25 protein-coding genes are annotated in these 22,282 nt (G+C 63.5%); 15 read left to right on the forward strand and 10 right to left on the reverse strand.

Annotated elements, in window-relative coordinates:
- Positions 1 to 3 precede the first annotated feature (3 nt).
- Positions 4 to 891: a Vms1/Ankzf1 family peptidyl-tRNA hydrolase gene (locus tag OPC11_RS04645; RefSeq protein WP_264781150.1), complete on the forward strand. Its 888-nt coding sequence runs from the start codon at positions 4 to 6 to the stop codon at positions 889 to 891.
- Positions 892 to 897: 6 nt separating this feature from the next.
- Here OPC11_RS04645 and OPC11_RS04650 read toward each other — a convergent pair whose 3' ends face one another.
- Positions 898 to 1,104 (reverse strand): hypothetical protein, encoded by a 207-nt coding sequence (locus OPC11_RS04650; protein WP_007976994.1) that lies wholly within the window; start codon positions 1,102 to 1,104, stop codon positions 898 to 900.
- Between the two features lie 58 nt (positions 1,105 to 1,162).
- A complete protein-coding gene (locus OPC11_RS04655; protein ID WP_069449666.1) occupies positions 1,163 to 2,044 on the reverse strand; it encodes a homoserine kinase in 882 nt (293 codons plus the stop codon).
- A gap of 136 nt (positions 2,045 to 2,180) precedes the next feature.
- Here OPC11_RS04655 and OPC11_RS04660 point away from each other — a divergent pair, with 136 nt between their 5' ends.
- Positions 2,181 to 3,194 (forward strand): DUF1611 domain-containing protein, encoded by a 1,014-nt coding sequence (locus OPC11_RS04660; RefSeq protein ID WP_264781151.1) that lies wholly within the window; start codon positions 2,181 to 2,183, stop codon positions 3,192 to 3,194.
- Positions 3,191 to 4,228 (forward strand): dipeptide epimerase, encoded by a 1,038-nt coding sequence (locus OPC11_RS04665; RefSeq protein WP_264781152.1) that lies wholly within the window; start codon positions 3,191 to 3,193, stop codon positions 4,226 to 4,228. Before OPC11_RS04660 ends, OPC11_RS04665 begins: the two co-directional genes overlap by 4 nt.
- Before the next feature lie 4 nt (positions 4,229 to 4,232).
- Here OPC11_RS04665 and OPC11_RS04670 read toward each other — a convergent pair whose 3' ends face one another.
- Positions 4,233 to 5,027 (reverse strand): succinylglutamate desuccinylase/aspartoacylase family protein, encoded by a 795-nt coding sequence (locus OPC11_RS04670; RefSeq protein WP_007976990.1) that lies wholly within the window; start codon positions 5,025 to 5,027, stop codon positions 4,233 to 4,235.
- A 72-nt stretch (positions 5,028 to 5,099) separates the two neighbouring features.
- Entirely contained in the window at positions 5,100 to 5,594 is a 495-nt protein-coding gene (locus OPC11_RS04675) for a hypothetical protein (protein ID WP_264781153.1), read from the reverse strand.
- 351 nt (positions 5,595 to 5,945) lie between these two features.
- Here OPC11_RS04675 and thrS point away from each other — a divergent pair, with 351 nt between their 5' ends.
- Complete coding sequence (gene thrS, locus OPC11_RS04680) at positions 5,946 to 7,868, forward strand: threonine--tRNA ligase (protein ID WP_264781154.1); 1,923 nt, start codon at positions 5,946 to 5,948, stop codon at positions 7,866 to 7,868.
- Positions 7,869 to 8,400: 532 nt separating this feature from the next.
- Here thrS and OPC11_RS04685 read toward each other — a convergent pair.
- A complete protein-coding gene (locus OPC11_RS04685) occupies positions 8,401 to 9,441 on the reverse strand; it encodes a hypothetical protein (protein ID WP_264781155.1) in 1,041 nt (346 codons plus the stop codon).
- 200 nt (positions 9,442 to 9,641) lie between these two features.
- Positions 9,642 to 10,481 (reverse strand): PspA/IM30 family protein, encoded by an 840-nt coding sequence (locus OPC11_RS04690; RefSeq protein ID WP_026177780.1) that lies wholly within the window; start codon positions 10,479 to 10,481, stop codon positions 9,642 to 9,644.
- Positions 10,482 to 10,535: 54 nt separating this feature from the next.
- Here OPC11_RS04690 and OPC11_RS04695 point away from each other — a divergent pair, with 54 nt between their 5' ends.
- The 5 genes from OPC11_RS04695 (at position 10,536) to OPC11_RS04715 (ending at position 15,038) form a co-directional block, all read left to right on the forward strand.
- Positions 10,536 to 11,132 carry an alpha/beta hydrolase gene (locus OPC11_RS04695; RefSeq protein WP_264781156.1) on the forward strand — a complete coding sequence of 199 codons (597 nt, stop codon included), beginning with the start codon at positions 10,536 to 10,538 and terminating at the stop codon, positions 11,130 to 11,132.
- A gap of 487 nt (positions 11,133 to 11,619) precedes the next feature.
- A complete protein-coding gene (locus OPC11_RS04700; protein ID WP_264781157.1) occupies positions 11,620 to 13,266 on the forward strand; it encodes a CTP synthase in 1,647 nt (548 codons plus the stop codon).
- Positions 13,266 to 14,183 carry a glutamine-hydrolyzing GMP synthase gene (gene guaA / locus OPC11_RS04705; protein ID WP_007976974.1) on the forward strand — a complete coding sequence of 306 codons (918 nt, stop codon included), beginning with the start codon at positions 13,266 to 13,268 and terminating at the stop codon, positions 14,181 to 14,183. Before OPC11_RS04700 ends, guaA begins: the two co-directional genes overlap by 1 nt.
- The gene (locus tag OPC11_RS04710; protein ID WP_069450397.1) at positions 14,183 to 14,503 is read left to right on the forward strand and encodes a CTP synthetase; all 321 of its coding nucleotides are present in this window, start codon (positions 14,183 to 14,185) and stop codon (positions 14,501 to 14,503) included. The genes guaA and OPC11_RS04710 overlap by 1 nt, the downstream gene beginning before the upstream one ends.
- Positions 14,504 to 14,633: 130 nt before the next feature.
- Entirely contained in the window at positions 14,634 to 15,038 is a 405-nt protein-coding gene (locus OPC11_RS04715; RefSeq protein ID WP_264781158.1) for a GNAT family N-acetyltransferase, read from the forward strand.
- 442 nt (positions 15,039 to 15,480) lie between these two features.
- Here the strand turns inward: OPC11_RS04715 and OPC11_RS04720 are convergent, their stop codons facing one another.
- A complete protein-coding gene (locus OPC11_RS04720; protein WP_264781159.1) occupies positions 15,481 to 16,152 on the reverse strand; it encodes an MBL fold metallo-hydrolase in 672 nt (223 codons plus the stop codon).
- 72 nt (positions 16,153 to 16,224) lie between these two features.
- Here OPC11_RS04720 and OPC11_RS04725 point away from each other — a divergent pair, with 72 nt between their 5' ends.
- The 4 genes from OPC11_RS04725 to pdhA all read left to right on the forward strand — a co-directional run bounded on the left by OPC11_RS04725 (position 16,225) and on the right by pdhA (position 18,192).
- Positions 16,225 to 16,458 (forward strand): hypothetical protein, encoded by a 234-nt coding sequence (locus tag OPC11_RS04725; protein WP_007976967.1) that lies wholly within the window; start codon positions 16,225 to 16,227, stop codon positions 16,456 to 16,458.
- Positions 16,455 to 16,772: a cupin domain-containing protein gene (locus tag OPC11_RS04730; protein ID WP_264781160.1), complete on the forward strand. Its 318-nt coding sequence runs from the start codon at positions 16,455 to 16,457 to the stop codon at positions 16,770 to 16,772. Before OPC11_RS04725 ends, OPC11_RS04730 begins: the two co-directional genes overlap by 4 nt.
- A 71-nt stretch (positions 16,773 to 16,843) precedes the next feature.
- Entirely contained in the window at positions 16,844 to 17,044 is a 201-nt protein-coding gene (locus OPC11_RS04735) for a hypothetical protein (protein ID WP_264781161.1), read from the forward strand.
- A gap of 101 nt (positions 17,045 to 17,145) precedes the next feature.
- Positions 17,146 to 18,192, forward strand: a complete 1,047-nt coding sequence (gene pdhA, locus OPC11_RS04740) for a pyruvate dehydrogenase (acetyl-transferring) E1 component subunit alpha (protein WP_007976960.1) — start codon at positions 17,146 to 17,148, stop codon at positions 18,190 to 18,192.
- Between the two features lie 35 nt (positions 18,193 to 18,227).
- On the opposite strand, the gene OPC11_RS04745 is transcribed toward pdhA, so the two are convergent.
- Entirely contained in the window at positions 18,228 to 18,458 is a 231-nt protein-coding gene (locus tag OPC11_RS04745; protein ID WP_007976958.1) for an Lrp/AsnC ligand binding domain-containing protein, read from the reverse strand.
- A 176-nt stretch (positions 18,459 to 18,634) separates the two neighbouring features.
- Between OPC11_RS04745 and OPC11_RS04750 the strand changes: the two genes are divergently transcribed.
- Positions 18,635 to 19,324, forward strand: a complete 690-nt coding sequence (locus tag OPC11_RS04750) for a TrkA family potassium uptake protein (protein ID WP_264781162.1) — start codon at positions 18,635 to 18,637, stop codon at positions 19,322 to 19,324.
- A 1-nt stretch (position 19,325) separates the two neighbouring features.
- Positions 19,326 to 19,556, forward strand: coding sequence for an Lrp/AsnC ligand binding domain-containing protein (locus OPC11_RS04755; RefSeq protein ID WP_007976954.1), 231 nt, complete (start codon positions 19,326 to 19,328; stop codon positions 19,554 to 19,556).
- 117 nt (positions 19,557 to 19,673) lie between these two features.
- Here OPC11_RS04755 and OPC11_RS04760 read toward each other — a convergent pair whose 3' ends face one another.
- A complete protein-coding gene (locus tag OPC11_RS04760; protein ID WP_264781163.1) occupies positions 19,674 to 20,135 on the reverse strand; it encodes a DUF5813 family protein in 462 nt (153 codons plus the stop codon).
- 33 nt (positions 20,136 to 20,168) lie between these two features.
- Positions 20,169 to 22,280 carry a hypothetical protein gene (locus OPC11_RS04765; protein WP_264781164.1) on the reverse strand — a complete coding sequence of 704 codons (2,112 nt, stop codon included), beginning with the start codon at positions 22,278 to 22,280 and terminating at the stop codon, positions 20,169 to 20,171.
- Positions 22,281 to 22,282: the final 2 nt, after the last annotated feature.

Here is a 22,282-nt window from a genome sequence, read left to right on the forward strand (position 1 = left end):
TCGATGCTGGACGAGTTGCTCGGGCGCGCGGAGCTGAAAGAGCGAATCGACGACCTCGAAGACGACAAACATCATCTCGAACGGCAGTTGGAAGCCGAACAGGAACGGCGGGCGGAAGCCGTCACCGAACGACAGAACGCAGAAGAGCGGGTCAACCGCCTCGAAAACCGCATCGTGGAACTCGAAGATCGAGTGGAGCGACTGCAAAGCGACGAGGAATCGGTCGAGTTCCGCGGCACCGAAACGCTTCACGGAGAACGGGTGGACGACGTGTTGGCCCGACTCGACAGCTTCGAGACGGAACCGGAAGGGGCGTTGACCGCGATGGTGGACGACGACCTTCCCGAAGCGGTGGCCGAGGCGTTCGGGGACCACGGGTCGCTCGTCGCTCGCGCCGCCCCGTGTCTGGCCGTGACCGACGACGCGGGACTCGTCAGCGCGGCGCTCGTCCCGCCGAATCCTCCGGAACCGTTCGTCTCGTGGAGCGACGACTTCGCGTTCGAGTCGTCGTGGTTCCGGCCGGAGGGTCGGTTCGCGTTCGCGCTCGTCCGCTCCGACCTGTTCGCCATCGCCGAGTACGACGGCCGGGACCGCCTGTCGGTCGCGGGATTCGAAAGCGACGTGAAGGGGGACCACTCGAAAGGCGGGTTCTCACAGGCTCGGTTCGAGCGGATTCGAGACGAACAGATTGCCGACCATCTGGAGCACTGTCGGGAGGAGATAGACGCCCGCGACGCGGAGCGTCTGTACGTCGTCGGCCAGCGAACGCTCCTCTCGGAGTTCCGCGACGATGCCGAGGCGACTAAACCGGTGGACGCGACCGGTAAACCGAGGGAGGCACTCGACGACGCCTTCTACGAGTTCTGGACGACGCGGCTGTTTCGGGTGTGACTCGGCTCAGTCCAGCTTCGCGTGGAACAGCAGGCGGCCGCATTCGGGACACATGCCCGTTTCGACCTCCTTTCGCTCGTTCATGCCGAGCGAGCCGAGAAGTCCCTCTCGACGTTCGCTCGTTTTCACGTACGGTTTCCACGCGTCGTTCATGCCGAACTTGACCGGTTCGAGCGAGACGTCGCAGTCGGGACAGCGGTCACGACTCATCATACGAGAACCATTTTCACGAGAAACCGTGGGTGTTCCGCTTTCCCCGACTCACACCGACTCACCGACGTTCTATCGTCGCTCCGCCCCCGACGGCGGTCGGATAGGCGCGCGCCTCCACGTCAGCGTCGGAGAACGCGTCCAACATCGCGCTCGCGACCGCGCTCTGCCCGTCGTCGTGACAGACGGCGAGGACGCTCGGTCCGGCCCCGCTGACCGCGACGCCCGTCGCACCGGCGTCGAGCGCGGCGGTTCGCACCGCGTCGAAGCCGTCGATGAGCGACGCCCGCGACCCGGTGACCGAACCGTCTTCGAGACCCGTTCCGACGAGTTCCGGGTCGTCGCGGAACATCCCCGCGGTGAGCGTCGCGGCGTTCCCGACGGTATCGACCAGTTCGTCGATGTCCACCGACTGGGGAACGACGCGCCTCGCGTCCCGCGTCGAGACGACGATTTCCGGCAGGCAGGCGACGACAGGAATCGACGCCTCGACTTGCGTGATGGCGTCGTCGGTGACCATCGTGAACCCGCCGAGAATCGACGGCGCAACGTTGTCCGCGTGGGCTTCGCCCGAGACGGCGGCCTCGCCCTCCGCCGCGACGCGGACGAGTTCGCGCCGTGTGAGCCCGCAGTCGTAGAGTTCGTTCAGGGCGACGGCCGCGGCGGCCGCGCTGGCGGCGGACGACCCGAGTCCCGACGACGGTCGAACTCCCTTGTTGATCCGAATGTGCGCGGGCGTCCCGAGTTCCTCGGCGACGACGCCCGCCGTGTTCTTCGGCGGTTCAGTCGGGATGTACTGTTCCCCGACGCCCGTCACCTCTATCGTCGTCTCCTCCGCTCGTTCGACCCGAACGATGTCGGCGGGACGTTCCAATGCCAATCCGAACACGTCGAACCCACACCCCAGATTGGCACTCGTAGCCGGTGCCCGCACTGTGACCATGCAAAGGCTATCGAAAGCACGGACAAAAACCTTCGCCTCGGGGCGGAATCGACATCCTCGAAACCCGACAACCGGATGCGATTACTACGTTACCGCGAGAGACGGGTTTAAGCCACCGTGCCACCACCGCACACGCATGCAGGTTGCGATACTGGCGCACGAAAAGTTCCCCGGTCGCGCGAAGACGGCGGTCGGGATTCTACGCTACGCTGACTACGACGTCGCGGCGGTACTCGACCGCGACCGTCCCGGAGAACGCGTCACCGACCACGTACCCGACGTCCAGGACGCACCGATAGTCGCCGGAATGGACGACGTTGGGGACGTGGACGCGCTCGTCATCGGCATCGCACCCATCGGCGGCGGGTTCGACGAGTCGTGGCGACCGGACGTGGAGAGCGCGCTCGAACGCGGCTGTGACGTGATTTCGGGACTGCACTACTTCCTCGAAGACGACGATGAGTTCGCCCGATTGGCCGAGGCGAACGACTGCGATATTTGGGACGTTCGAAAGCCCCGCGACGACCTCACCGTCAGCCAAGGCGTGGCCGACGAGGTGGACGCGGAAGTCGTCCTCACCGTCGGAACGGACTGCTCGGTCGGGAAGATGACCGCCACGCTCGAACTCGTGCAGGCGGCCCGCGACCGCGGCGAGAGCGTCGGGTTCATCCCGACCGGACAAACGGGAATCATGATCGACGGATGGGGCAACCCTATCGACCGCGTGGTGAGCGACTTCACCGCGGGGGCCGTCGAGGAGATGATCCTGGAGCGCGGCGACGAGTACGACTACCTGTTCGTGGAAGGACAGGGAAGCATCGTTCACCCGGCCTACTCGGCCGTCACGTGCGGAATCCTCCACGGGTCCATGCCCGACAAACTCGTCCTCTGTCACGAGGCCGGAAAGGAGGTCATCCACGGCTACGAATCCGTCTCCCTGCCCCCGATTTCGGAGTACGTCTCGCTCTACGAGGGACTCGCACGACCGGTGCACGAAACCGAAATCGTCGCCGGAGCCATCAACACGTCCGGCATCGCGGACGACGAGGACGCCCGCGCGGCAATCGCGGAGTACAAATCCGCGCTCGGCGCGCCCGCGGCCGACCTCGTTCGATTCGACGCGGACGACGTGCTGGAGGCGATTCTGTGAGTCTCTCGACCGAGTTCGAGCGCATCTCACTCCCGCTCGAACACGCCTTCACCATCTCGCGGGGGACGCAGACCGCCGCGGAAAACGTCGTCGTCAAAATCGAGGACGACGACGGAAACGTCGGTATCGGCGGGGCCGCCCCCTCGGAACACTACGGCGAGACGGCGGCGACGGTCGAAGCCGTCATGCCGGACCTCCTCGCCGTCGTCGAACGGGTGGACGACCCACACGCGCTCGCCCGAATCGAACGGGAGATGCGCGAGACGGTGAACCGCAACCCGGCGGCGCGCTGTGCGGTGAGTATCGCGCTGCACGACCTCGTGGCGAAACGCGCCGGACTGCCGCTGTATCGCTACTGGGGACTCGACGGGCGCGAGACGCTCGAAACGTCGTTCACCATCGGTATCGACCCGACCGACGTAATGCGCGAGAAGACGCGCGAGGCAGTCGCGGCCGGGTACGGAACCCTGAAGGTGAAGGTCGGCACCGACCGCGACGAGGAAATCGTCGGCGCGATTCGGGAGGAAGCGCCCGACGCGACGATTCGCGTGGACGCGAATCAGGCGTGGAGTCCGCGCGAGGCGGTGCGGAAAATCGACGCGCTCGCCGACTTCGGCGTGGAATTCGTCGAACAGCCCGTCCCCGCCGAGAATCCGGACGGAATGGCCTTCGTCCGCGAACGCGCCGCCCTCCCCATCGCGGCCGACGAGTCCTGCATCACGCTGGAGGACATCCCGAGAATTGCGAGCAAGGCCGACATCGCCAACCTGAAACTGATGAAGTGCGGCGGCCTCCGCGAGGCGATTCGGATGATTCACGCCGCGAACGCCCACGGCTTGGAACTCATGCTCGGGTGCATGGTCGAGAGCAACGCCAGCATCGCGGCGGCGTGTCACCTCGTTCCCCTGCTCGACTACGCGGATTTGGACGGGTCGCTCCTGCTCGCCGAGGACGAGTACGAGGGCGTCCCGATGCCGAACGGCGTCATCGACCTCGAAACGGGACGCGCGGGCACCGGCGTTCGAAAATCGTAGGTCGTCAGCGCTCCAGCGTTCCGACCCGCTCCGCCCGAAAGCCGACCATCTCGTCGTAGCCGTCGGTGGACATCAGGACGGGATAAAAGGGACGGTCGGCGCGGAGTTCGTTTCCTGGGCTCCCCGTGTCGCCCGTTCCTCTCTTTCTGGCGAACACCTCGCCCTCCTCGACGCGGACGAAGTTCTCGCCGACGAACTCGTAATCGGCCCCTTCAACGGCGTCGAAGATGCGATACAGTTCGGGGTCCCCGCTTTCCGAGAGCGCGTCGACCGCCCCGGTTTCGCCGAGGAAGTTCCGCAGGACTCGTTCGGCGTTTCGCTCGGCGCGCTCCGTCCCCCGAAGGCCGCACTCGACCGCCACGCCGTCCACGTGGTCGATGAGACCACCGGCGACGTAGCTGATATCGACGACGCGCGCGACGCCCGTCGCCCGCGCCAACCGTTTCGTCCGGTCGTTTATCCGCGAGAGGAGCGCGAACGCCTCCGGATGTGACCTCGTGGAGTGCAGGTCGAGAACGCCGCAGTCCCGAATCTCGGGCAGGAGTTCCGCAGCGAGTCGGGACTCGTGGGTGTCCCCCTCGGGGTCGCCGGGAAACGCGCGATTCAGGTCCTCGTCGATGAACCTGACGCCCTCCGCGATGGCCGCCTCGTTGGCGAGGACGAACCGAACCGGCCGAGAGAAGGCGGGCTTCTCCGCCAGCACGCGCTCGATTGCTGTTTTGCCACAGCGCTCGTTCCCGTGCAGGCAGGCGACGACGGCGAGGTCCGGCGTTCCATCGCCGAGGGTCTGGACGCGCATCGATGGTCATGGCACACACCCACACGACTTGAGACTGTGGGTTTTCACTGCGCGTGCCGCCGTCCGACGTAATTACTTCTTCTTCTCGTGTTCCGTGTCGTGAGTCCGTAGCCGAACTTCTTTGTCCGTTATCTCGTGGATGGCGTCGTGCGGAAGCGGGTAGATGTCCTTCGCCTCGTCTTTCCACCCGAGGAGCATCTTGTACTCGTCGAAGAGGCTGGGATGCGGGTCCACGTACGCGATACCGTCCCGAACGTCGGTGACGATGCCGACCTTCTGGTCGTCCACGTTGAACACCGGTTTGTCCACGTCCTTCGGTTTCGGTGATTTGCGCATATCCTTCGTTCGACCGACATCACCATCAGCGTATCCGCCGATACGAGGGGTCGAGTTTTCTATCTCGTAATCGATGACTGCATCGAAAATTCCGGCCGCTCGTTTTCGAGGTTTCCGCGAAACCTCGCTGTCCTCGGACCCGCTGGCACACGCGCCACGGAGGTTAGTCAGTAGTGCGCATCCCGGTTTTCGAATGGCGCGCGCTGGCGGGGTGACGAGGATAGCGGTCATCCGAGTCACCTCGCTATAGTTCGCGCGAGGGATGACGGAGGGAGCCAGCGACCGAAAGAATCGGTTGGGGAGGCACGAGGGCGGTGGCGGCGCGGTTTCAGTGACGTCTGTACTTGCAGTCACCACAAACCAACCGCGACATTTGCAGCCGTAGAAAACCAACCGCGACATTTGCGACCACGGAAAATCAGACACGACTCGTAGCGAACGTGGAGAGGGATTTCCGGGACTGCTTCTCGGTTATTCCGGCTACTTCTCGCCCGACCCGACCTCGAAAAATCGCCTCGACTCGTCACCGTCGCTCGCGCCGTCTCAACACACTTATCTGGCGCGTGGCGCGTACCAAACCGCATGAGCGATATCGTTGTCACGCTCCCGGACGGCGCCGAACTCGACATGGAGGAAGGCGCAACCGTGGAGGACGTGGCGTACGAAATCGGCCCGGGACTAGGCAAGGACACGGTGGCAGGTGTCGTGGACGGCGAACTCGTCGACAAGGCGACGCCGCTGTCCGAGGACTGCCGACTCGTCATCGTCACCGACCAGAGCGACGAGTACCTGAGCGTCCTCCGGCACTCCGCGGCCCACGTCTTCGCGCAGGCGCTGAAGCGACTCCACCCCGAAGCGAAACTCACCATCGGCCCGTGGACCGACGAGGGGTTCTACTACGACATCGCAGGCGTCGAACTCGACAGCGACGACCTCGCGGAAATCGAGGACGAGGGCCACGACATCATCGAGGAGGACCTCGACATCGAGCGCGTCGAGAAATCGCGCGAAGAGGCCTTCGACATGTACGAGGACAACGAGTATAAACAGGACATCCTCGACACCGAAGCGGCCGACGAGGACTCGATTTCCTTCTACGAACAGGGCGAGTTCTCGGACCTGTGTAAGGGACCGCACGTCTCCTCGACGGGCGAAATCGGCGGCTTCACGCTGCTCGAAACCTCCGCGGCGTACTGGCGCGGGGACGAGGAGAACGACACGCTGACCCGCGTCTACGGGACGGCGTTCCCGACCGAGAAGGGCCTCGAACAGTACCTCGAACGCATGGAGAAGGCCGAAGAGCGCGACCACCGCAAACTCGGCAAGGAACTCGACCTGTTCTCCATCGACGAGACGACGGGACCGGGCCTGCCGCTGTATCACCCCCACGGAAAGACGATTCTCCGCGAACTGTCCGATTACGCGGGCGAACTCAACCGCGGCGCGGGCTACGACGAGGTGGAGACGCCCCACCTGTTCCGCACGGAACTCTGGAAGAAATCGGGTCACTACGACAACTACGTGGACGACATGTTCCTCCTCGACGTGAACGACGAGGAGTACGGCCTGAAGCCGATGAACTGTCCCGGCCACGCGACCATCTTCGACCAGCACAGTTGGAGTTACCGCGACCTGCCGATTCGCTACTTCGAGAACGGCAAGGTGTATCGCAAGGAACAGCGCGGCGAACTCTCCGGCCTCTCGCGCGTCTGGTCGTTCACCATCGACGACGGCCACCTGTTCGTCCGCCCCGACCAAATCGAGCGCGAGATTCGGCAGGTCATGGACCTCATCTTCGAGGTCATCGAGACGTTCGACTTGGACGTGGAAGTCGCGCTCGCCACCCGCCCCGAGAAGTCCGTCGGTAGCGACGAGTTGTGGGAGCACGCCGAAGAACAACTCCGCTCCGTCCTCGAATCCACCGGCATCGACTACGACATCGAGGCGGGCGACGGCGCGTTCTACGGCCCCAAAATCGACTTCGGCTTCGAGGACGCCCTCGGGCGGGTCTGGGACGGCCCGACGGTCCAACTCGACTTCAACATGCCCGAGCGCTTCGACCTGACGTACGTCACCGAGGAAAACGAGGAGGAGCGCCCGGTCATGATCCACCGCGCGCTGTACGGTAGCTACGAGCGCTTCTTCATGGTGCTCATCGAGCACTTCGACGGCAAGTTCCCGCTCTGGCTCTCGCCCGAGCAGGTCCGCGTCCTCCCCGTCAGCGACGACAACCTCGGCTACGCCCACCGCGTCGCCAACGAACTCGACGACTTCCGCGTCGAAGTCGAGGACCGCTCGTGGACGGTTGGGAGAAAGATTCAGCAGGCCCACGACGACCGCGTTCCCTACATGATAATCGTCGGCGGCGACGAGGAGGAAGCGGGCACGATTTCGGTCCGCGACCGTCTGGAGCGCGAGGAGAAGGACGTTTCGTTGGAGGCGTTCCGCGAGCATCTGGAAGCAGAGCGGGACGAGAAGAGTACGGAACTCGGCTTCTTGGACTGAGGCGGCTGGACTGCGGTTTTCCGGTTTTGCTGAAATATTCGGTGAGGGTCGGATTTTACCAGTATTGACGAATAGAGGAAGCGTATTTAGTATTCTACTTCACGGACTACTGGATTCGTGGTCAGTAGTCACCGGTGACCATATGAATATTCGCTGTTATCTACGAGATAGATGAAACCTGTTCGGTTCGTAACCCTCTGTTTCGTATATAGTGGAATGGTATTGCTGGTGCAGGCCGCTTTCCTCTTTGAGTCTCCTATCGCAATCATCACACAACTCGGCGTTGGCATCACCATCTTGGGAACCGGACTCCTTCGATTGTACAATCCCGAGAAATACGAGCGAAAGCCGACGGAGTACGGGCTATTAGCGTATGGAATGGCGATTCTCGCTCTCGTATTAACTGCGCTATTTCTCGTCCAAATAGTCGTCTTCTAAACGGAAGCGCCCACTGTTCGACCTACGCTCTGTCTCCAGCACGCCATCGCTGACGACAATCGAAGAGGTCACTGACCAACCTCGTTCGCTCTTCTCAGTCCAACTCGTCGCTCCGCTTCGTCTCCCGCAGAATGAACGGTCCAATCGAAAGCGTCCGCTTCGCCACCGTCGCAATCCGAAGGATGTACGCCAGCAGGATGATGAACGGGACGATTGCAATCGTCGAAGCCAAACTCACCGTCAGCACGTCGTTGCTGATGCCGAACGTGGACCCCGGAATCGCCTTCGCGTCGAAGTAGATTATCATCGCAATCGTGACCACGAGCGCCGGGACCGCCGTGTACAGCATGGCCCGCGAGAGGTTGACGAGTTCCCACTGGAAGTAGAGCGTCTTGAAGTGCTCGCGCGACGGCCCGAAGAAGGTCAGCGATTCGATGATGTCGTCGAACGCCTCGTCCACTTCGTCGGTGAGGGCGTCCGCGTGTTCGTTGCGAATCTTCCGCGCGAGGAATATCTTCCACGAGTAGTTGAAGTTGAGGATGGCCGAGAGCACGTCGAACGTCCCGAACTGCGTGTCTTCGAGCGTGTCGCTCACCTCGTCGGCGTTGCCGGTCAGACCATCGACGTAGCTACCGATTTCGTCTTTCAGATCCTCGTCGCGGCTCTCGTCCACCGCGTCGGCGAGGGCGTTCGCCCGCGATTTGGTCTCTTCGAGGAGCGCCTGCATGAACGACGCGGGTTCCGGCGGCGCAGTCGGGACGTCGAGCGCGTCCTCGACTTCGCGTCGGAACTGCATCGCGCCCTCCATGCGACTCTGCTGGTCTCCGACCGGACCGAGTTCCTGCGAGAGGACGAGCTGATTGAGCGTCACGACGAGCGTCACGCCGGTGATGATCGCCCCGACGAAGCCTTGAAACACCGTGTCCACCGCGTCGTCGCTCGGCCCGATGTACTGCTGTAGCGGCGACGGGTCGAGAACGCCGAGGACGACCAACGCCGCGAAGACGGCGAGGAGGATGACGGCCGCGACGAGCCACCGATTGGCCTCCATCAGAATCCATAGTTTGAGCCGACTCTCGTCTACTCGCTCGCGCATCGTGTCTCCGGGTTGCGCGCTCCCGTCGGACTCGCTCATACGGAACAAAAACGCGAGTAGCGTCAAATAGACACTTGCCGAAACCAGTTACTCTTGCCGGAGGATGGGTCTGGCGCGGAGTTGCAAAAATGGCTCCGAATCGGGGTTCCCGGAACGAATCGGGATTCCCCGGAGGTGGTTGCGGGGCCGGAGGTGGTTGCGGGGCCGGAGGTGATTGCGGGGTGGTTTACCGGAGGCGATTACGAGTTGTTCTCCTCGGTCGCCTGTTCGGTTTCGCTCTCCGTCTCGGTTTCCGTCTCCTCGGCGGCGACATCGGCTTCGAGGTCCGAGAGGTCGATGTCGTCGTCGCTGGACGACGTTTCTTCCTCCTCGGGTTCGTCCTCCACACCCATGTCGGCTTTCAGCGTCTCCAGTTCGGAGTCGACCTCGCCGGACGACCGCATCTCTTCGAGTTCGCGGTCGAGGCTGCTTTTATCGGAAAGCGCGTCCTCGAACGCGCCGGTGTCCTGCAGTTCGTCCATCGCTTCCGCACGGGCTTCCATGTCCTCCGTCTTCTCCTCGGCGCGCTCGATGGCCATCCCGACGTCCTGCATCTCGTCGCCGACGCCGGTCATGGCCTCCGAGACGCGGCTGTTGGCTTCCGCGGCCTCGTAGCGAGCCTTCATGCTCTCTTTCTTCGTGCGGAACTCCTCGATACGGTTCTGGAGTTCGTTCTTCTTCTCGACGAGGTTGTCCTGCGTATTCTGGAGTTGCGCGATCTGGCCCTCCAGGTCCTCGATTTGGTTCATCTTCTGCTTTTTCTTTTCGAGGGCTTGCCGGGCCAGGTCCTCGCGGTCCTGCTTGACCGCTTGGCGCGCTTGCTGGTTGTGCTTCTCGACGTTCTCTTCGAGGCGGCGCTTCTGAATTTCGAGGCGCTTTTTCTGCGTCGTGAGGTCCGCGATACCCTGCTTTACGTCCTGCAGTTCGTCGCGCATCTGCTCGTAGGAGTAATCGAGCGTCTCGGTCGGGTCTTCTGCCCTGTTGAGGACGGCGTTTATCTTCGAGCGGACGACGTACGACATGCGTGAAAGTACTCCCATACTACTACATTCAGAACCCGACCCTTAAAATCCTCACCAAGCTAACACGCCCACATGACGTTGAACGAAGTCGTCGTCCCCGGGGCGCGGGACGTGCGCGGGTCGCTGGACGAACCCGAAGCACCGACGGATACCGTCGTCGTCGCCTGTCCACCACACCCGCAATTCGACGGCAACAGAAGCGACAACCGCCTCGTCGCGCTCGCCGACTACCTCACGGAGCACGGCGTGGCCTGCCTGCGCTTCGATTACGGCGATTGGGACGAGGGGTACGGCGAACGCGAGGACGCGCGCAACGCCCTCCGCTGGGCGCGCGAGCGCTACGATTCGGTCGGCATCTTCGGTTTCAGCTTCGGCGGCGCGATAGCGACGCTCGCGGGCGTGGACGAGACCGCCGACGCCATCGCGTTGCTCGCGCCCGCGTCCCGCCTGACCACGGAACTGGACGCGGCCGCGGCGCTGGGCGACGTGGACGTTCCGCTGAAAGTCCTCTACGGAACGCGCGACGACACGGCCGACTGGAAACCCCTCGTGGAGCGCGCGAAGGAGTTGGGCTTCGAAACCGAGGAGTTCAGCGCGGACCACTTCTTCATCGGACAGGAAGCGAAGGTGGCGGGGCGGTTGGGCGAGTTCTTGGTCGAACGGCTTTGAAAGGCGGTGATACGGTGGTTTTGGGTCTCCGCTGACCGAGGCGGGGAAGACAGCGGGATGGTTCAGCCCTCGAAAGCCCACGTTCAGGACACGTTGATCGTGAGTTCGTTATAATGGTCGTGAGTTCGCCACGACCGCGATTACAGACGTCACATGACCGCACCGCTACCGTGCCGCGACAACCACACCCTCCCCAACCGATTCCTTCGCATCCGCTCAGTCATCCCTCGCATGATAGTCAGTAGGCTCTCGGACGTGAAGTCCTCGAACCGACTGACGCACGCGCCGGGGACGTTGGTTTGTTTTTCTCCGACAGATCCTCCGACGTATCGCGCGCTGATGGGTCCTTTCACCGCCGTCCTCCCTTCCGTTTTTCCGGCCTCGCGTTCATCTCACGGCGGACCTCCGACGTATCCAACATATGTCACCTCCTGTCGAACCGGACGGCCTCCGAAATGGTTTTGAAGAACGGTTGCGGAAAGTCAGTATGCCGACTGACCCCGAGACAGACTACGACCCCGAGATGGGGAAGAAGTTCATTTTCGTCACAGGGGGCGTCATGTCCGGACTTGGCAAAGGCATTACCGCCGCGAGCACTGGGCGACTGCTCGCAAACGCCGGGTTCGACGTGACTGCCGTGAAGATCGACCCGTATCTCAACGTGGACGCGGGGACGATGAATCCCTACCAGCATGGAGAAGTGTACGTACTGAAGGACGGTGGCGAGGTCGACCTCGATTTGGGGAACTACGAGCGGTTCCTCGACATCGACATGACCTTCGACCACAACATCACGACCGGCAAGGCCTACCAGTACGTCATCGAGAAGGAGCGCGCCGGGGACTACCTGGGCAAGACGGTCCAGATAATCCCGCACATCACGGACGAAATCAAACGCCGCATCCGCGAGGCCGCCGAGGGCCACGACGTGTGTATCGTCGAAGTGGGCGGCACCGTGGGCGACATCGAGAGCATGCCGTTCCTCGAAGCGCTCCGCCAGTTCGCCACGGAACAGGACGACGACGACTTCCTCTTGACCCACGTCACGCTCGTTCCGCACTCGAAGAACGGCGAGCAGAAGACGAAGCCGACCCAGCACAGCGTAAAGGAACTCCGGAGCATCGGCCTGCAACCCGACGTGCTCGTCGGGCGCTGTAGCGACGGACTGGAGGAGAAAACGAAGGAGAAAATCGCGCTGTTCTGCGACGTGCCGACCGACGCCGTGTTCTCGAACCCCGACGTGGAGGACATCTACCACGTCCCGCTCGTCGTGGAGGAGGAGGGCTTGGACGAGTACGTCATGAAGCAACTCTCCCTGACGGACCAGGCGATTCCGAGCGACGACCGGAGCACCGCGTGGCGCGAACTCGTCACGCAGGAGACCGAGGGCGAGGTCGATATCGCGCTCGTCGGTAAGTACGCGCTCGAAGACGCCTACATGTCCATCCACGAGGCGTTGAAACACGCCGGACTGGAGAAGAACGTGGACGTCAACGTCCTCTGGGTCGATTCCGACGAGATGGACGACGACCACGAGGAGCGCCTCAAGGAGGCCGACGGAATCGTCGTCCCCGGCGGGTTCGGCAGTCGCGGAACCGAAGGCAAAATCGAGGCCATCCGTTACGCGCGCGAGAACGACGTGCCGTTCCTCGGCCTGTGTCTCGGCTTCCAGATGGCCGTCGTGGAGTACGCCCGGAACGTCCTCGGACTGGACGACGCGAACTCCGCCGAACTGGACGCCGACACGCCGCACCCCGTCATCGACATCCTCCCCGAACAGTACGAGGTGGAGGACATGGGCGGGACGATGCGCCTCGGCGCGCACGAAACCGACATCGAATCGGGAACGCTCGCGGAGGAAGTCTACGGCGCGACGAGTTGCACGGAGCGCCACCGCCACCGCTACGAGGTGAACCCCGAGTACTTCGAGGACTTCGAGGGCGAGGACCTCGTTTTCTCCGGCAGTGCCGGAAACCGGATGGAAATCCTCGAAATGAACGACCATCCGTACTTCTTCGGGACGCAGTTCCACCCCGAGTTCCGCTCCCGTCCCGACCGCGCGAGTCCGCCGTTCGTCGGCCTGCTCGATGCGGTCCTCGACGAAGCCGAGCAGCGTGAGGAGGTGGAAGCCTGATGGTCGAAACCGGCAAGTTCATCGAGAAAGCGGTCGCGGAGATTCGAGAAGCGGTCGGCGACTCGCACGCCATCATCGCGCTGTCGGGCGGCGTCGATTCGTCCGTCGCCGCCGGACTCGCGTACAAGGCCATCGGCGACCAGCTCACGCCGGTCTACGTCGATACCGGCTTGATGCGCAAGGGCGAGACGAACCAGATTCGCAAGACGTTCTCCTACATGAGTTCGCTGGAAGTCGTGGAAGCGGAAGACCGCTTTTTCGACGCGCTCTCTGGCGTCACCGACCCCGAGGAGAAGCGGAAAGTCATCGGCGAGCAGTTCATCCGCGAGTTCGAGCGCGAAGCGCGGGTCACGGACGCGGATTACCTCGTGCAGGGGACCATCTACCCCGACCGAATCGAGAGCGAGGGCGGCATCAAGTCCCACCACAACGTCGGCGGCCTGCCGGACGTGGTGGACTTCGACGGCATCGTCGAACCCGTCCGCGACCTCTACAAGGACGAGGTGCGCGAGGTCGCTCGCGCCCTCGGCATGGAAGAAATCATCGCCGAGCGCATGCCGTTCCCCGGACCGGGACTGGCCGTCCGCGTCATCGGCGAGGTCACGCCCGAGAAGGCGCAGGTCGCACGCGAGGCGTGCCACGTCGTGGAGGAGGAACTGGAGGAGTACGACCCGTGGCAGGCGTTCGCCGCCGTCGTCGGCAAGGGAACCGGCGTCAAAGGCGACAACCGCGTTCACGGTTGGATCGTCGCAGTTCGGTCGGTCGAATCGCGCGACGGCATGACCGCCAGAGCGCAGGAGATAGACTGGGAGACGCTCCAGCGCATTCAGTCGCGCATCACCGGCCAGAACGAGAACGTCGCCCGCGTCGTCTACGACGTGACACATAAGCCCCCGGCGACCATCGAGTACGAGTGATGCGTGCAGTCATCGCAGGTCCCGACGACGGTAAACTCGGTCGCGCCCTCGAAGCCGAGGGCGTCGAACTGACGGCTGTCAACGGCGTCGCCTCCCGTCCCGCGCTCGAAGACGCGGCCATCACCGAGGCCGACCTCTTCGTCCTCACGGACGTCGGACAGGCCACGGCCATCGCGGTTGCAAAGGACGTGAACCCGGACGTTCGCGTCGTCGTCTACGACGAGCAGTCCATCCCCGAATTCGCTCGGAGTCAGGCCGACCTCATCGTGGACCCGAACCTCCTCGATGCGAGCGCGGTCGCCGAGGAGTTGGCGGCCTAGCCGGGACGGTCTAACCGGGAGAGTACACGCGGTCGCACACCCTGGGCGACACACGCGACGACCGAGGCGGAAAAGCGACGGTATCGGTCGGAAGGGGTAGGGTTAATCCCCCATCCAACGAGGATTTTGCATGCGCTACGAAGTCCGTGACGAGCTACCGACACCCGAGGAGTTCATCGCCCTCCGCGACGCCGCGGACATGGCACCCCGGAGTTTGGAGGCGGTCGAACGAGGCTTGCCGAACTCCGTGTTCGGCGTGACGGTCGTGGACGGTGAAACCGGCGACGTCGTCGGCATGGCCCGCATCATCGGCGACGGCGGGTCGGTCTACCAAATCGGCGACATGGCGGTCCACCCCGACCATCAGCGGCAAGGATTGGGCTCTCGCATGATGGAGCGGTTGATGGAATATCTGGAGGAAACCGCCCCCGAGGGGGCCTACGTTAACCTCATGGCCGACGTGGAGGGATTCTACGAGCAGTTCGGCTTCGAGTACACCGCACCCGCTTCGCGCGGGATGTACCAGCGAATGTGACGGATACGAAGTGCGTTCTCGAAAATCCTCGTCCACTCTCTGACTCGTGGTTGGTGTTGCGGTGATTGCAAATACAGACGTCAATGAGACCGCACCGCAACCCAGTAGCAGAAATCGCATTTCGGGCTGTCGCGTGACTGCAAGTACAGACGTCACTGAAACCGCACCGCATCGGCCACTCCCTCCCCAACCGATTCCTTCGGTCGCTGGCGCTCCCTTCGTCATCCCTCGCACGCTGCCAGCATCGACCTTCGGCCGACCGCTGGTTCGCGGTTTCGCCAGACTCCGTCTGGCTGACTGCCGAGCGTTGCTCGGCAATTTCACCGCTCACCCAGAGGTTTCTTCGAAACCTCGTTGGCCTCAGGCCGGTGCCAGCGCGCGCCACGTTGTTCGCTCGACTGGCGTTCGGGATGGTTCCCGTCCCCTCTCGCGTGCGTTCGACTCACATCGACGCGACGAGTTCGCGCAGTCGCTCGCTCCCCTCGCGGAGGAAGGGGACGCCGTGGCCCATCGCGGCCACCTCGAACTCCGGCGTTCGGGATTCGAGCGAGACGATGCTGTCGTAGACCGCTTCGGTGTCGTAGCTGATGGCCCACGAGGAGGGTTCGAGTTTTCCGTGGTTTTCGCGCACGAGGTCGCCGAGGAAGGCCACGCTAAGCGATTCGCTGACGTACGACGTGTGTCCCGGCGAGTGGCCCGGCGTGGCGTAGGCGGTGAAACTCCCGATTTCGTCGCCGTCCTCGATGGGACGAATCTCCTCGTCGGGACGGGAGAGGAGCGGTCGGGTCACGCGCTGGAGCGCTCCCTTGTGGTTGTGCCAGTCGGGGGCGTCCGCGCGCGAGAGCAGCGGCGCGTCCGCCGCCCCGGCGTACACCGGCGCGTTGAGGGGCAAGCGCGCGAGCGACCCGACGTGGTCGAAGTCGTAGTGCGTGAGCAGCACGCGGTCCACGTCGTTGATGGAGTACCCCGCCTCCCGCACGCCGCGCATGATGTCGCCGCTGTCGAAGGGTGTCCCGGCGTCCACGAGGGTCAGGTCGCCGCCGTCGTCGGCGAGATAGCAGTTCACGCTCCCGAGGTCGAGCCACCACACGTCGTCCGCGAGTTGCGTTACCATATCGGACCCACGACGGCCAACCACTTGAGCGTGAACGGGTGATTTTTGGTCGTGCGAGACGCAACTCCTGCTATGGGAACGCCACTGCCGACCGAGACGCGCGACATCGACCGGTGGCGCGCGACGAAAGCCGTCCTTCCGTTTCTCGCGCTCGGGCTGTTCGACCTCGTGCTCATCCTCGGATGGGGACTCAACCCGCTGTGGGGCTTTGCCATCCTGCCGCCGATGCTCTTCATCAGCGTGCTGGCGTGGATCAGCTTCAAATCCGGGTTCGTCGGCGACAACGCCGAATACGCGGAGGAATGAACGTGTTGGACCGCACTCCGGACCTCGACCCGGGCGACGGCGAGGTGCTGACGGACGAACTGGTCGTCACCGACGACGTGCTCGTGAAGGCCTTCGCGCTCGGTCCCGGCGCGGAACTCAGCCCGCACGAACACGGCGACAGCACGAACGTCTTTCACGTCATCTCCGGCGAGGTGACGGTGATTCAGGACGACGAGGAAGAGACGGTCTCGGCTCCCGGCGTCGTGCTCCACGAGCGCGGCGTCGTCCACGGCGCGCGCAACGACTCGGACGACGTGGCGATGCTGACGGCGAGCCTCTGCCCGCTTCCGTGACGGCGGCGGGACTCTTTTCGACGGATTCGGTGCGGAAGATATTTGTTCTATCTCACCAACAATAACGAACGATGAACCACTCCCTCCGCCGGTTCTCGCTCGGGCTCTACGTCCTGTGGCTTCTCGCCACCGTCCTGCTCGTTCTCGGAAAGTACACCTCGTTCCCGACCGTGGCGGGCGTTCACAGCGCGGTCGTGGTCGGCGCGGCGGTGCTGACGGTGGGCGGGGCAGGGAGACTCGCTCGTGACGGCTATCAGCGGTTCGTCGCCTGAACTCCCGTCGAAGTTGCAGTTTGCTCCAACAACGGCACCGTCCGCTAGTCGAGGTAACCGCTTTCGGAACGACTTTGAAACCGCGATACATCCCCGCAGGCATGAACCGAATCATCGGGGAACGCGAATTGGATGAAACGCCGTTCTCCGCGGAAGCCGCCCGGGAGACGTTCGAACGGATGGTTCTCGCCCGGCGATTCGACGAGCGCGCCATCGCGCTCCAACGACGCGGGTGGATGAGCAGTTGGCCGCCGTACCGCGGACAGGAAGCCTCACAAGTCGGTGCCGCGCTGGCGATGGCCGACGACGACTGGCTCTTCCCGACCTACCGCTCGAACGGGATGCAGGTCGCACGCGGCGTCCCCATCAGCGACATCTTGCTGTTCCGTCGCGGACGACCGGAGTTCAACTCCGAGCACGACATCCCGACGTTTCCCCAAGCGGTACCCATCGCCACGCAAATCCCCCACGCGGCGGGCGCGGGCATGGCGATGAACTACCGCGGCGACGAGGACGCCGTTCTCTGTTACTTCGGCGACGGTGCGACGAGCGAGGGCGACTTCCACGAAGGGCTGAACTTCGCGGGCGTGTTCGACGCGCCGGTCGTCTTCTTCTGTGAGAACAACAACTGGGCCATCAGCCTCCCGCGACACAAGCAGACCGCGAGCGACAGCATCGCCGTGAAGGCGGAGGCCTACGGTTTCGAGGGCGTGCAGGTGGACGGCAACGACCCGCTGGCGGTCCGCGAAACGGTCGCCGACGCGCTCGACTCCGCCCGGAAGGGAAAGCCGGTCCTCGTGGAGAGTCTCACCTATCGACAAGGTGCCCACACCACGAGCGACGACCCGAGCAAGTACGAGGACGTGGAACAGGACCTCCCCGAATGGCGGAAGGCGGACCCCCTCGACCGCTACGAGACGTGGCTCCGCGAGCAGGGTGTCATCGACGACGAGTTCGTCGAGGAGGCCTACGACGAGGCGGACGAACTCCTCGCGGAGGCCGTCGAGGAAGCGGAAGCAGTCGAGGACCCCGACCCGCACGACGTGTTCGACCGGGTGTACGCCGACGTGCCCCCGCGACTCCGCGACCAGCGCGAATGGCTGGACTCGTTCCTCGAAGACCACGACGTGTACGAACTGGAACACTGAGAAGGATAGCAAAAAACCGCGCTCGGGAGAACGAATCAGTCGATAGCGATGTACGTTTTGGTGTCCACGACGCCATCGAGTCCCTGAATATCGGACGAGGAGGTTTGGAGTACTTCGTACACCTCGTCCGTATCCACCTCGACGATGATGTCGAAGTCCCCGGCGACGATGTGCGCCTCCCCCACGTTCGCCAGGCCGCGCACCGATTCGAGCAACCCTTGGGACTTTCCGGCGGCCGTGTTCACCATGATAAACGCGTGCACCATTATGCCGTGTGATACTCTATCATGCGAGAAAAACCTTTGCCCGGCGACGATCCGATACTGTCGTTTCGTCCCGAATCCGCCAAAGACACCGACCAGCGCGCTCCCGAGCGGCGGTATTGAGGGGCCGGTTCGTCACCGGAGAAAGCTTATTCAACCCCTCTATCGTACGGAGTGACATGCGATTCGTTATCATAGGTGCAGGTAGGGTCGGCCTGCGAACCGCTCGCGTCCTCCGCGAAGAGGGGCACGAGGTCGTGTTGGTGGAAAACGACGCGAACAAAGTGAAGCGTGCGCGCACCGACGACTTCGAAGTCATCGAGGGCGACGGGTCGCGCGAATCGGTCCTCGAACAGGCGGACCTCGACACCGCGGACGCCCTCGGGGGGTTGACGGGGGACCTAAACGTCAACTTCGCGGCCTGCATGGTCGGCAAACACCACGGCTGTCGAACCATTCTGCGCATCGACAACGACTACCGGGAGGACATCTACCGGAAGTTCGCCAGCGACGTGGACGAAGTGGTCTACCCCGAGCGACTGGGAGCCATCGGTGCGAAAAACGCCCTCCTCGGCGGGAACATCCGCGCCATCGCCGATATCGCCCAGAACTTGCAGGTGGTCGAACTCACCATCACCGAGGAGTCACCCATGCGCGGCTACTCCATCAGCGAACTCGAACTGCCCGCGAACTCGCGCATCCTCGCGTTCGGCAAGCACGACGAGCGGATCGGCATTCCGCTCCCGGACGACTCCCTCGAAGTCGGCGACAGGGTAGCCGTCCTCGCCGATTTCGCGGTGTTGGACGACGTTCGGAAGATACTCGTCGGCGACGGCAGTCGAGCGGCCGCGGGAGCGGGGGGTGTCTGAGATGGTCGCCGCATACATCATGGTCAAGGCGAACACGGGCGAGGCGGACCGGTTGAAGAACGCGATTCTCGACATCGACGGCGTGGAAGACGCCCACATCGTCGCGGGCGACGTGGACCTCATCGTGAAGGTGGACGTCGAGAACCCCGCCGAAGTGAAGACCGTCGCTGCCGACGGAATTCAGGGCGTGCAGGGCGTCGAGGACACTCAGACGTACATATCGATGGACTGACATAAAGGGCCGAGAGAATCGCAAAACGACGCCGCTCGTCCTCTTTGTACGCCGTTCGGATGCCCCTCCACCAATATTTGACCGACACCCGGCCGCGACACGACCGATAGCCGACCGTTAGTCGTAGGATTGGTGTGCCCGGTTCAACATCCCCGCGGCGGGTTCGTCGTAGTCGTAGCCGGGAATCAGACCTTGCATCCACGTCCCCTCGGCGAAATCCACGACCGCCTTCGCGTTCTCGGCCGCTTTGTCGGGATACCCCGAGAACTCGACTTCGAGGACTACTTCGTCGCCGTCTCGCCTTATCGTCGGTGGCGTCGCGTCGTCCGAGGAAACGACCGTGTGGGCGTCTTCCAGTCGGAGTTCGAGCGTTTCGAACCAACCGGTTTCAACGACGTCGGCGACCGAATCGTCCGCCACGACGCCCGAAAGCATCGGCATTCTGACGGTCACTCGGATGGAGTCGGATACGGTAACGCGTCCGTCGAACGGCGTCGTGGTAACGAGGTAGCCGTCGTCGTCCGGTTCGAAGCCGTCGTGCAGGCCGAAGGCTCGTTCGACCGCGTTCGTCTGCGTCATTGCCCGTCGGTAGGGCCGGAGAACGGAAGGGCGTTACGAGAAGTCGCGGCGGACATCGACGTCGGACGACCAGTACAGGTCGTGGTCGTAGACGACCGCCGTATCTTCGAGTTTTAGGTATCGTTGCAACTCGTCCCCCGTGACCGTGAACGTCGGTAGGTCGCCACCCAATAGGTAGTACGACTCCTCGTCGTCGATGTACGGAAGGAGGAACGACCCCATCGAATGTTGGTTCGTCGGGTAGGTTCGAATGCCGAGCGCGTACTCGTCGTCGCCGAGCGGTTCGACCGAGAACACGACCGGTGCGCTCTCCGATTGGACGACTTGGATGCTGCCGTCGCCGACGACGACGTACTGATTGCCGACGAGTCGCCGTCGGCGTGCGATGGAAAGCGCCGCCCGGAGCGGGAATCCGGCGTTGAGCAGTTTGGCGATGGTTTGGCCGATGACGGTGGCTCCGGCGTTGCCGATTTCGCTGTACGTGACGATGCCGCCGATGCTGCCCGCCTCGATGAGGCGTTTGCCGGGGACGTACGACCGACAGGCGTTCAGCAGAAACATATCGACGCCCACGGTCGCCACATCGTCGGGATGGAGAAGTCCGTCGTGACAAACGAACGCCTCGTTTTCGACGTGGCCGATGTAGTGGAAAAAGTCGGTCGGTTCGCGGAGGTGTCGCCGAAGGTCCGCCGTCGAGCAGTTCCGGTCGATGGTCACGTCGAACGGCAGTTCGTCCCGGTGGTAGTACAGCGAATCGCGGTACTCCGCTTCCATCTTCGGGTCGTTACAGATGATAGTGATCTGCGGGTCGTCCGTCGATCCATCGCGGTCCACGCGATGTTCGAACCCGGCATCGACGAGTTTGTTCCCGCCGACCGGTGCGCCGTCGCCGAGCCACGCGTGTTCGAGCGTTTCCGTCTTCGGCGGCACGACGTACCGCTCGTCGGGGGCGGGTTCCACGGGATACCTCCTGTCCACGTCTGTCGTCCGCGTGAACTCGCCGATATCTGCCGCCGTCGCGACCGGCTCGCTGGACGCTCCGTCAGTCGTCGCCACGCCGATTATCGGCAAGTCTCGAATGACGTACGGAAGTTGGGCCGCGTTCCGGTGGTCGTCCGTGGCCTGCACCGCGAGTCGCCACGTGGGAAGCACGTCATCGAGCAGCGAGAACGGCACGTCGAGGTACGCCAGCAGTCGGTCCGAAAGCGACGCATCGTAGAGGGCCGCGAAGTCGAGGTCGACGAAGGGTTCCACTTCCCGCCGTTCGTGTAAGTCGAAGCGATACAACCCCTCGGTACGGGTGAGACAGTCGAGCAACAGGGCCTGTTTGAGGACGCGGGCCGTTTCGCCTTCGAACCCGCGCTCCGGGTGGTCGAGGGCGTGGGAACCGCTGTCCGTGACGATTCGGGGGGTATCTCCGGGGACGACCGTCGCGCCGAGATAGTACGCGAGCGAGGCGACGGGAAAGACGAACTCGAACGCCGGCGGGACTTCGATGGTCACGCCCGTTTCCGGCGGTTGCAGGTCGTCCGGAACGTGGAGTTCGTCGCCGAACTCGACCGTCGGGGGGTGTCCGCGGAGCGTGGGGAACGACCGCTCCGGACTGGTCGTCTTCAACGCCGACCCGAACGAGGAGATGGCCGCCATCACGTCCGCCGGGTCGCTCGTCGTCGTCACCGTCCCCGCCGGGCGGGTGTGGTCGGACCGAGCACCGATTTCGAGGGGGGATTCGTCGCCCAACGAGAGGGTCAACCGGTCGTCTCCAACCTCGAAGTCGAGCGCGGATTCCACGCGGAGATACGTCTTCACCGGCGTCGTCAGTTCGACGTAATATTCGTCGGACGGGAGCGTCACCTCCGTCTCGTGGTCGACCGTAGCGACCAGTTCGCCGGACGTGTCGCGGACGAACGCGGAGACGAGGAACGGGAACTCGATTCGGTCCGTTCGGACGCGAGCCACCGCACTGACCGGCGCGGCGAACCCATCGACGGAGACGGGACGGGGTTCCACACACTGTGACGTTTCGATAGCGTACTGACACCGTTCCAGCGGGTCGATGATGGAAACCCCGGGTCGGTCGTCCCGCGGTCGAAAAAGCGGCTCGACGCTTCGGCCGATGGTATTGGGGACGGGTACGTCACTCATTG

Source organism: Haladaptatus sp. T7 (assembly GCF_026008575.1).
GTDB lineage: Archaea > Halobacteriota > Halobacteria > Halobacteriales > Haladaptataceae > Haladaptatus > Haladaptatus paucihalophilus.

Coding starts and splice junctions, on each gene's coding strand:
- OPC11_RS04645 (WP_264781150.1), top strand. CDS start 4: ATGCTGGACGAGTTGCTCGGGCGCGCGGAGCTGAAAGAGCGAATCGAC.
- OPC11_RS04650 (WP_007976994.1), bottom strand. CDS start 1,104: ATGATGAGTCGTGACCGCTGTCCCGACTGCGACGTCTCGCTCGAACCG.
- OPC11_RS04655 (WP_069449666.1), bottom strand. CDS start 2,044: ATGGTCACAGTGCGGGCACCGGCTACGAGTGCCAATCTGGGGTGTGGG.
- OPC11_RS04660 (WP_264781151.1), top strand. CDS start 2,181: ATGCAGGTTGCGATACTGGCGCACGAAAAGTTCCCCGGTCGCGCGAAG.
- OPC11_RS04670 (WP_007976990.1), bottom strand. CDS start 5,027: ATGCGCGTCCAGACCCTCGGCGATGGAACGCCGGACCTCGCCGTCGTC.
- OPC11_RS04675 (WP_264781153.1), bottom strand. CDS start 5,594: ATGACCGCTATCCTCGTCACCCCGCCAGCGCGCGCCATTCGAAAACCG.
- thrS (WP_264781154.1), top strand. CDS start 5,946: ATGAGCGATATCGTTGTCACGCTCCCGGACGGCGCCGAACTCGACATG.
- OPC11_RS04685 (WP_264781155.1), bottom strand. CDS start 9,441: ATGAGCGAGTCCGACGGGAGCGCGCAACCCGGAGACACGATGCGCGAG.
- OPC11_RS04690 (WP_026177780.1), bottom strand. CDS start 10,481: ATGGGAGTACTTTCACGCATGTCGTACGTCGTCCGCTCGAAGATAAAC.
- OPC11_RS04695 (WP_264781156.1), top strand. CDS start 10,536: ATGACGTTGAACGAAGTCGTCGTCCCCGGGGCGCGGGACGTGCGCGGG.
- OPC11_RS04700 (WP_264781157.1), top strand. CDS start 11,620: ATGCCGACTGACCCCGAGACAGACTACGACCCCGAGATGGGGAAGAAG.
- guaA (WP_007976974.1), top strand. CDS start 13,266: ATGGTCGAAACCGGCAAGTTCATCGAGAAAGCGGTCGCGGAGATTCGA.
- OPC11_RS04710 (WP_069450397.1), top strand. CDS start 14,183: ATGCGTGCAGTCATCGCAGGTCCCGACGACGGTAAACTCGGTCGCGCC.
- OPC11_RS04715 (WP_264781158.1), top strand. CDS start 14,634: ATGCGCTACGAAGTCCGTGACGAGCTACCGACACCCGAGGAGTTCATC.
- OPC11_RS04720 (WP_264781159.1), bottom strand. CDS start 16,152: ATGGTAACGCAACTCGCGGACGACGTGTGGTGGCTCGACCTCGGGAGC.
- OPC11_RS04725 (WP_007976967.1), top strand. CDS start 16,225: ATGGGAACGCCACTGCCGACCGAGACGCGCGACATCGACCGGTGGCGC.
- OPC11_RS04730 (WP_264781160.1), top strand. CDS start 16,455: ATGAACGTGTTGGACCGCACTCCGGACCTCGACCCGGGCGACGGCGAG.
- OPC11_RS04735 (WP_264781161.1), top strand. CDS start 16,844: ATGAACCACTCCCTCCGCCGGTTCTCGCTCGGGCTCTACGTCCTGTGG.
- pdhA (WP_007976960.1), top strand. CDS start 17,146: ATGAACCGAATCATCGGGGAACGCGAATTGGATGAAACGCCGTTCTCC.
- OPC11_RS04745 (WP_007976958.1), bottom strand. CDS start 18,458: ATGGTGCACGCGTTTATCATGGTGAACACGGCCGCCGGAAAGTCCCAA.
- OPC11_RS04750 (WP_264781162.1), top strand. CDS start 18,635: ATGCGATTCGTTATCATAGGTGCAGGTAGGGTCGGCCTGCGAACCGCT.
- OPC11_RS04755 (WP_007976954.1), top strand. CDS start 19,326: ATGGTCGCCGCATACATCATGGTCAAGGCGAACACGGGCGAGGCGGAC.
- OPC11_RS04760 (WP_264781163.1), bottom strand. CDS start 20,135: ATGACGCAGACGAACGCGGTCGAACGAGCCTTCGGCCTGCACGACGGC.
- OPC11_RS04765 (WP_264781164.1), bottom strand. CDS start 22,280: ATGAGTGACGTACCCGTCCCCAATACCATCGGCCGAAGCGTCGAGCCG.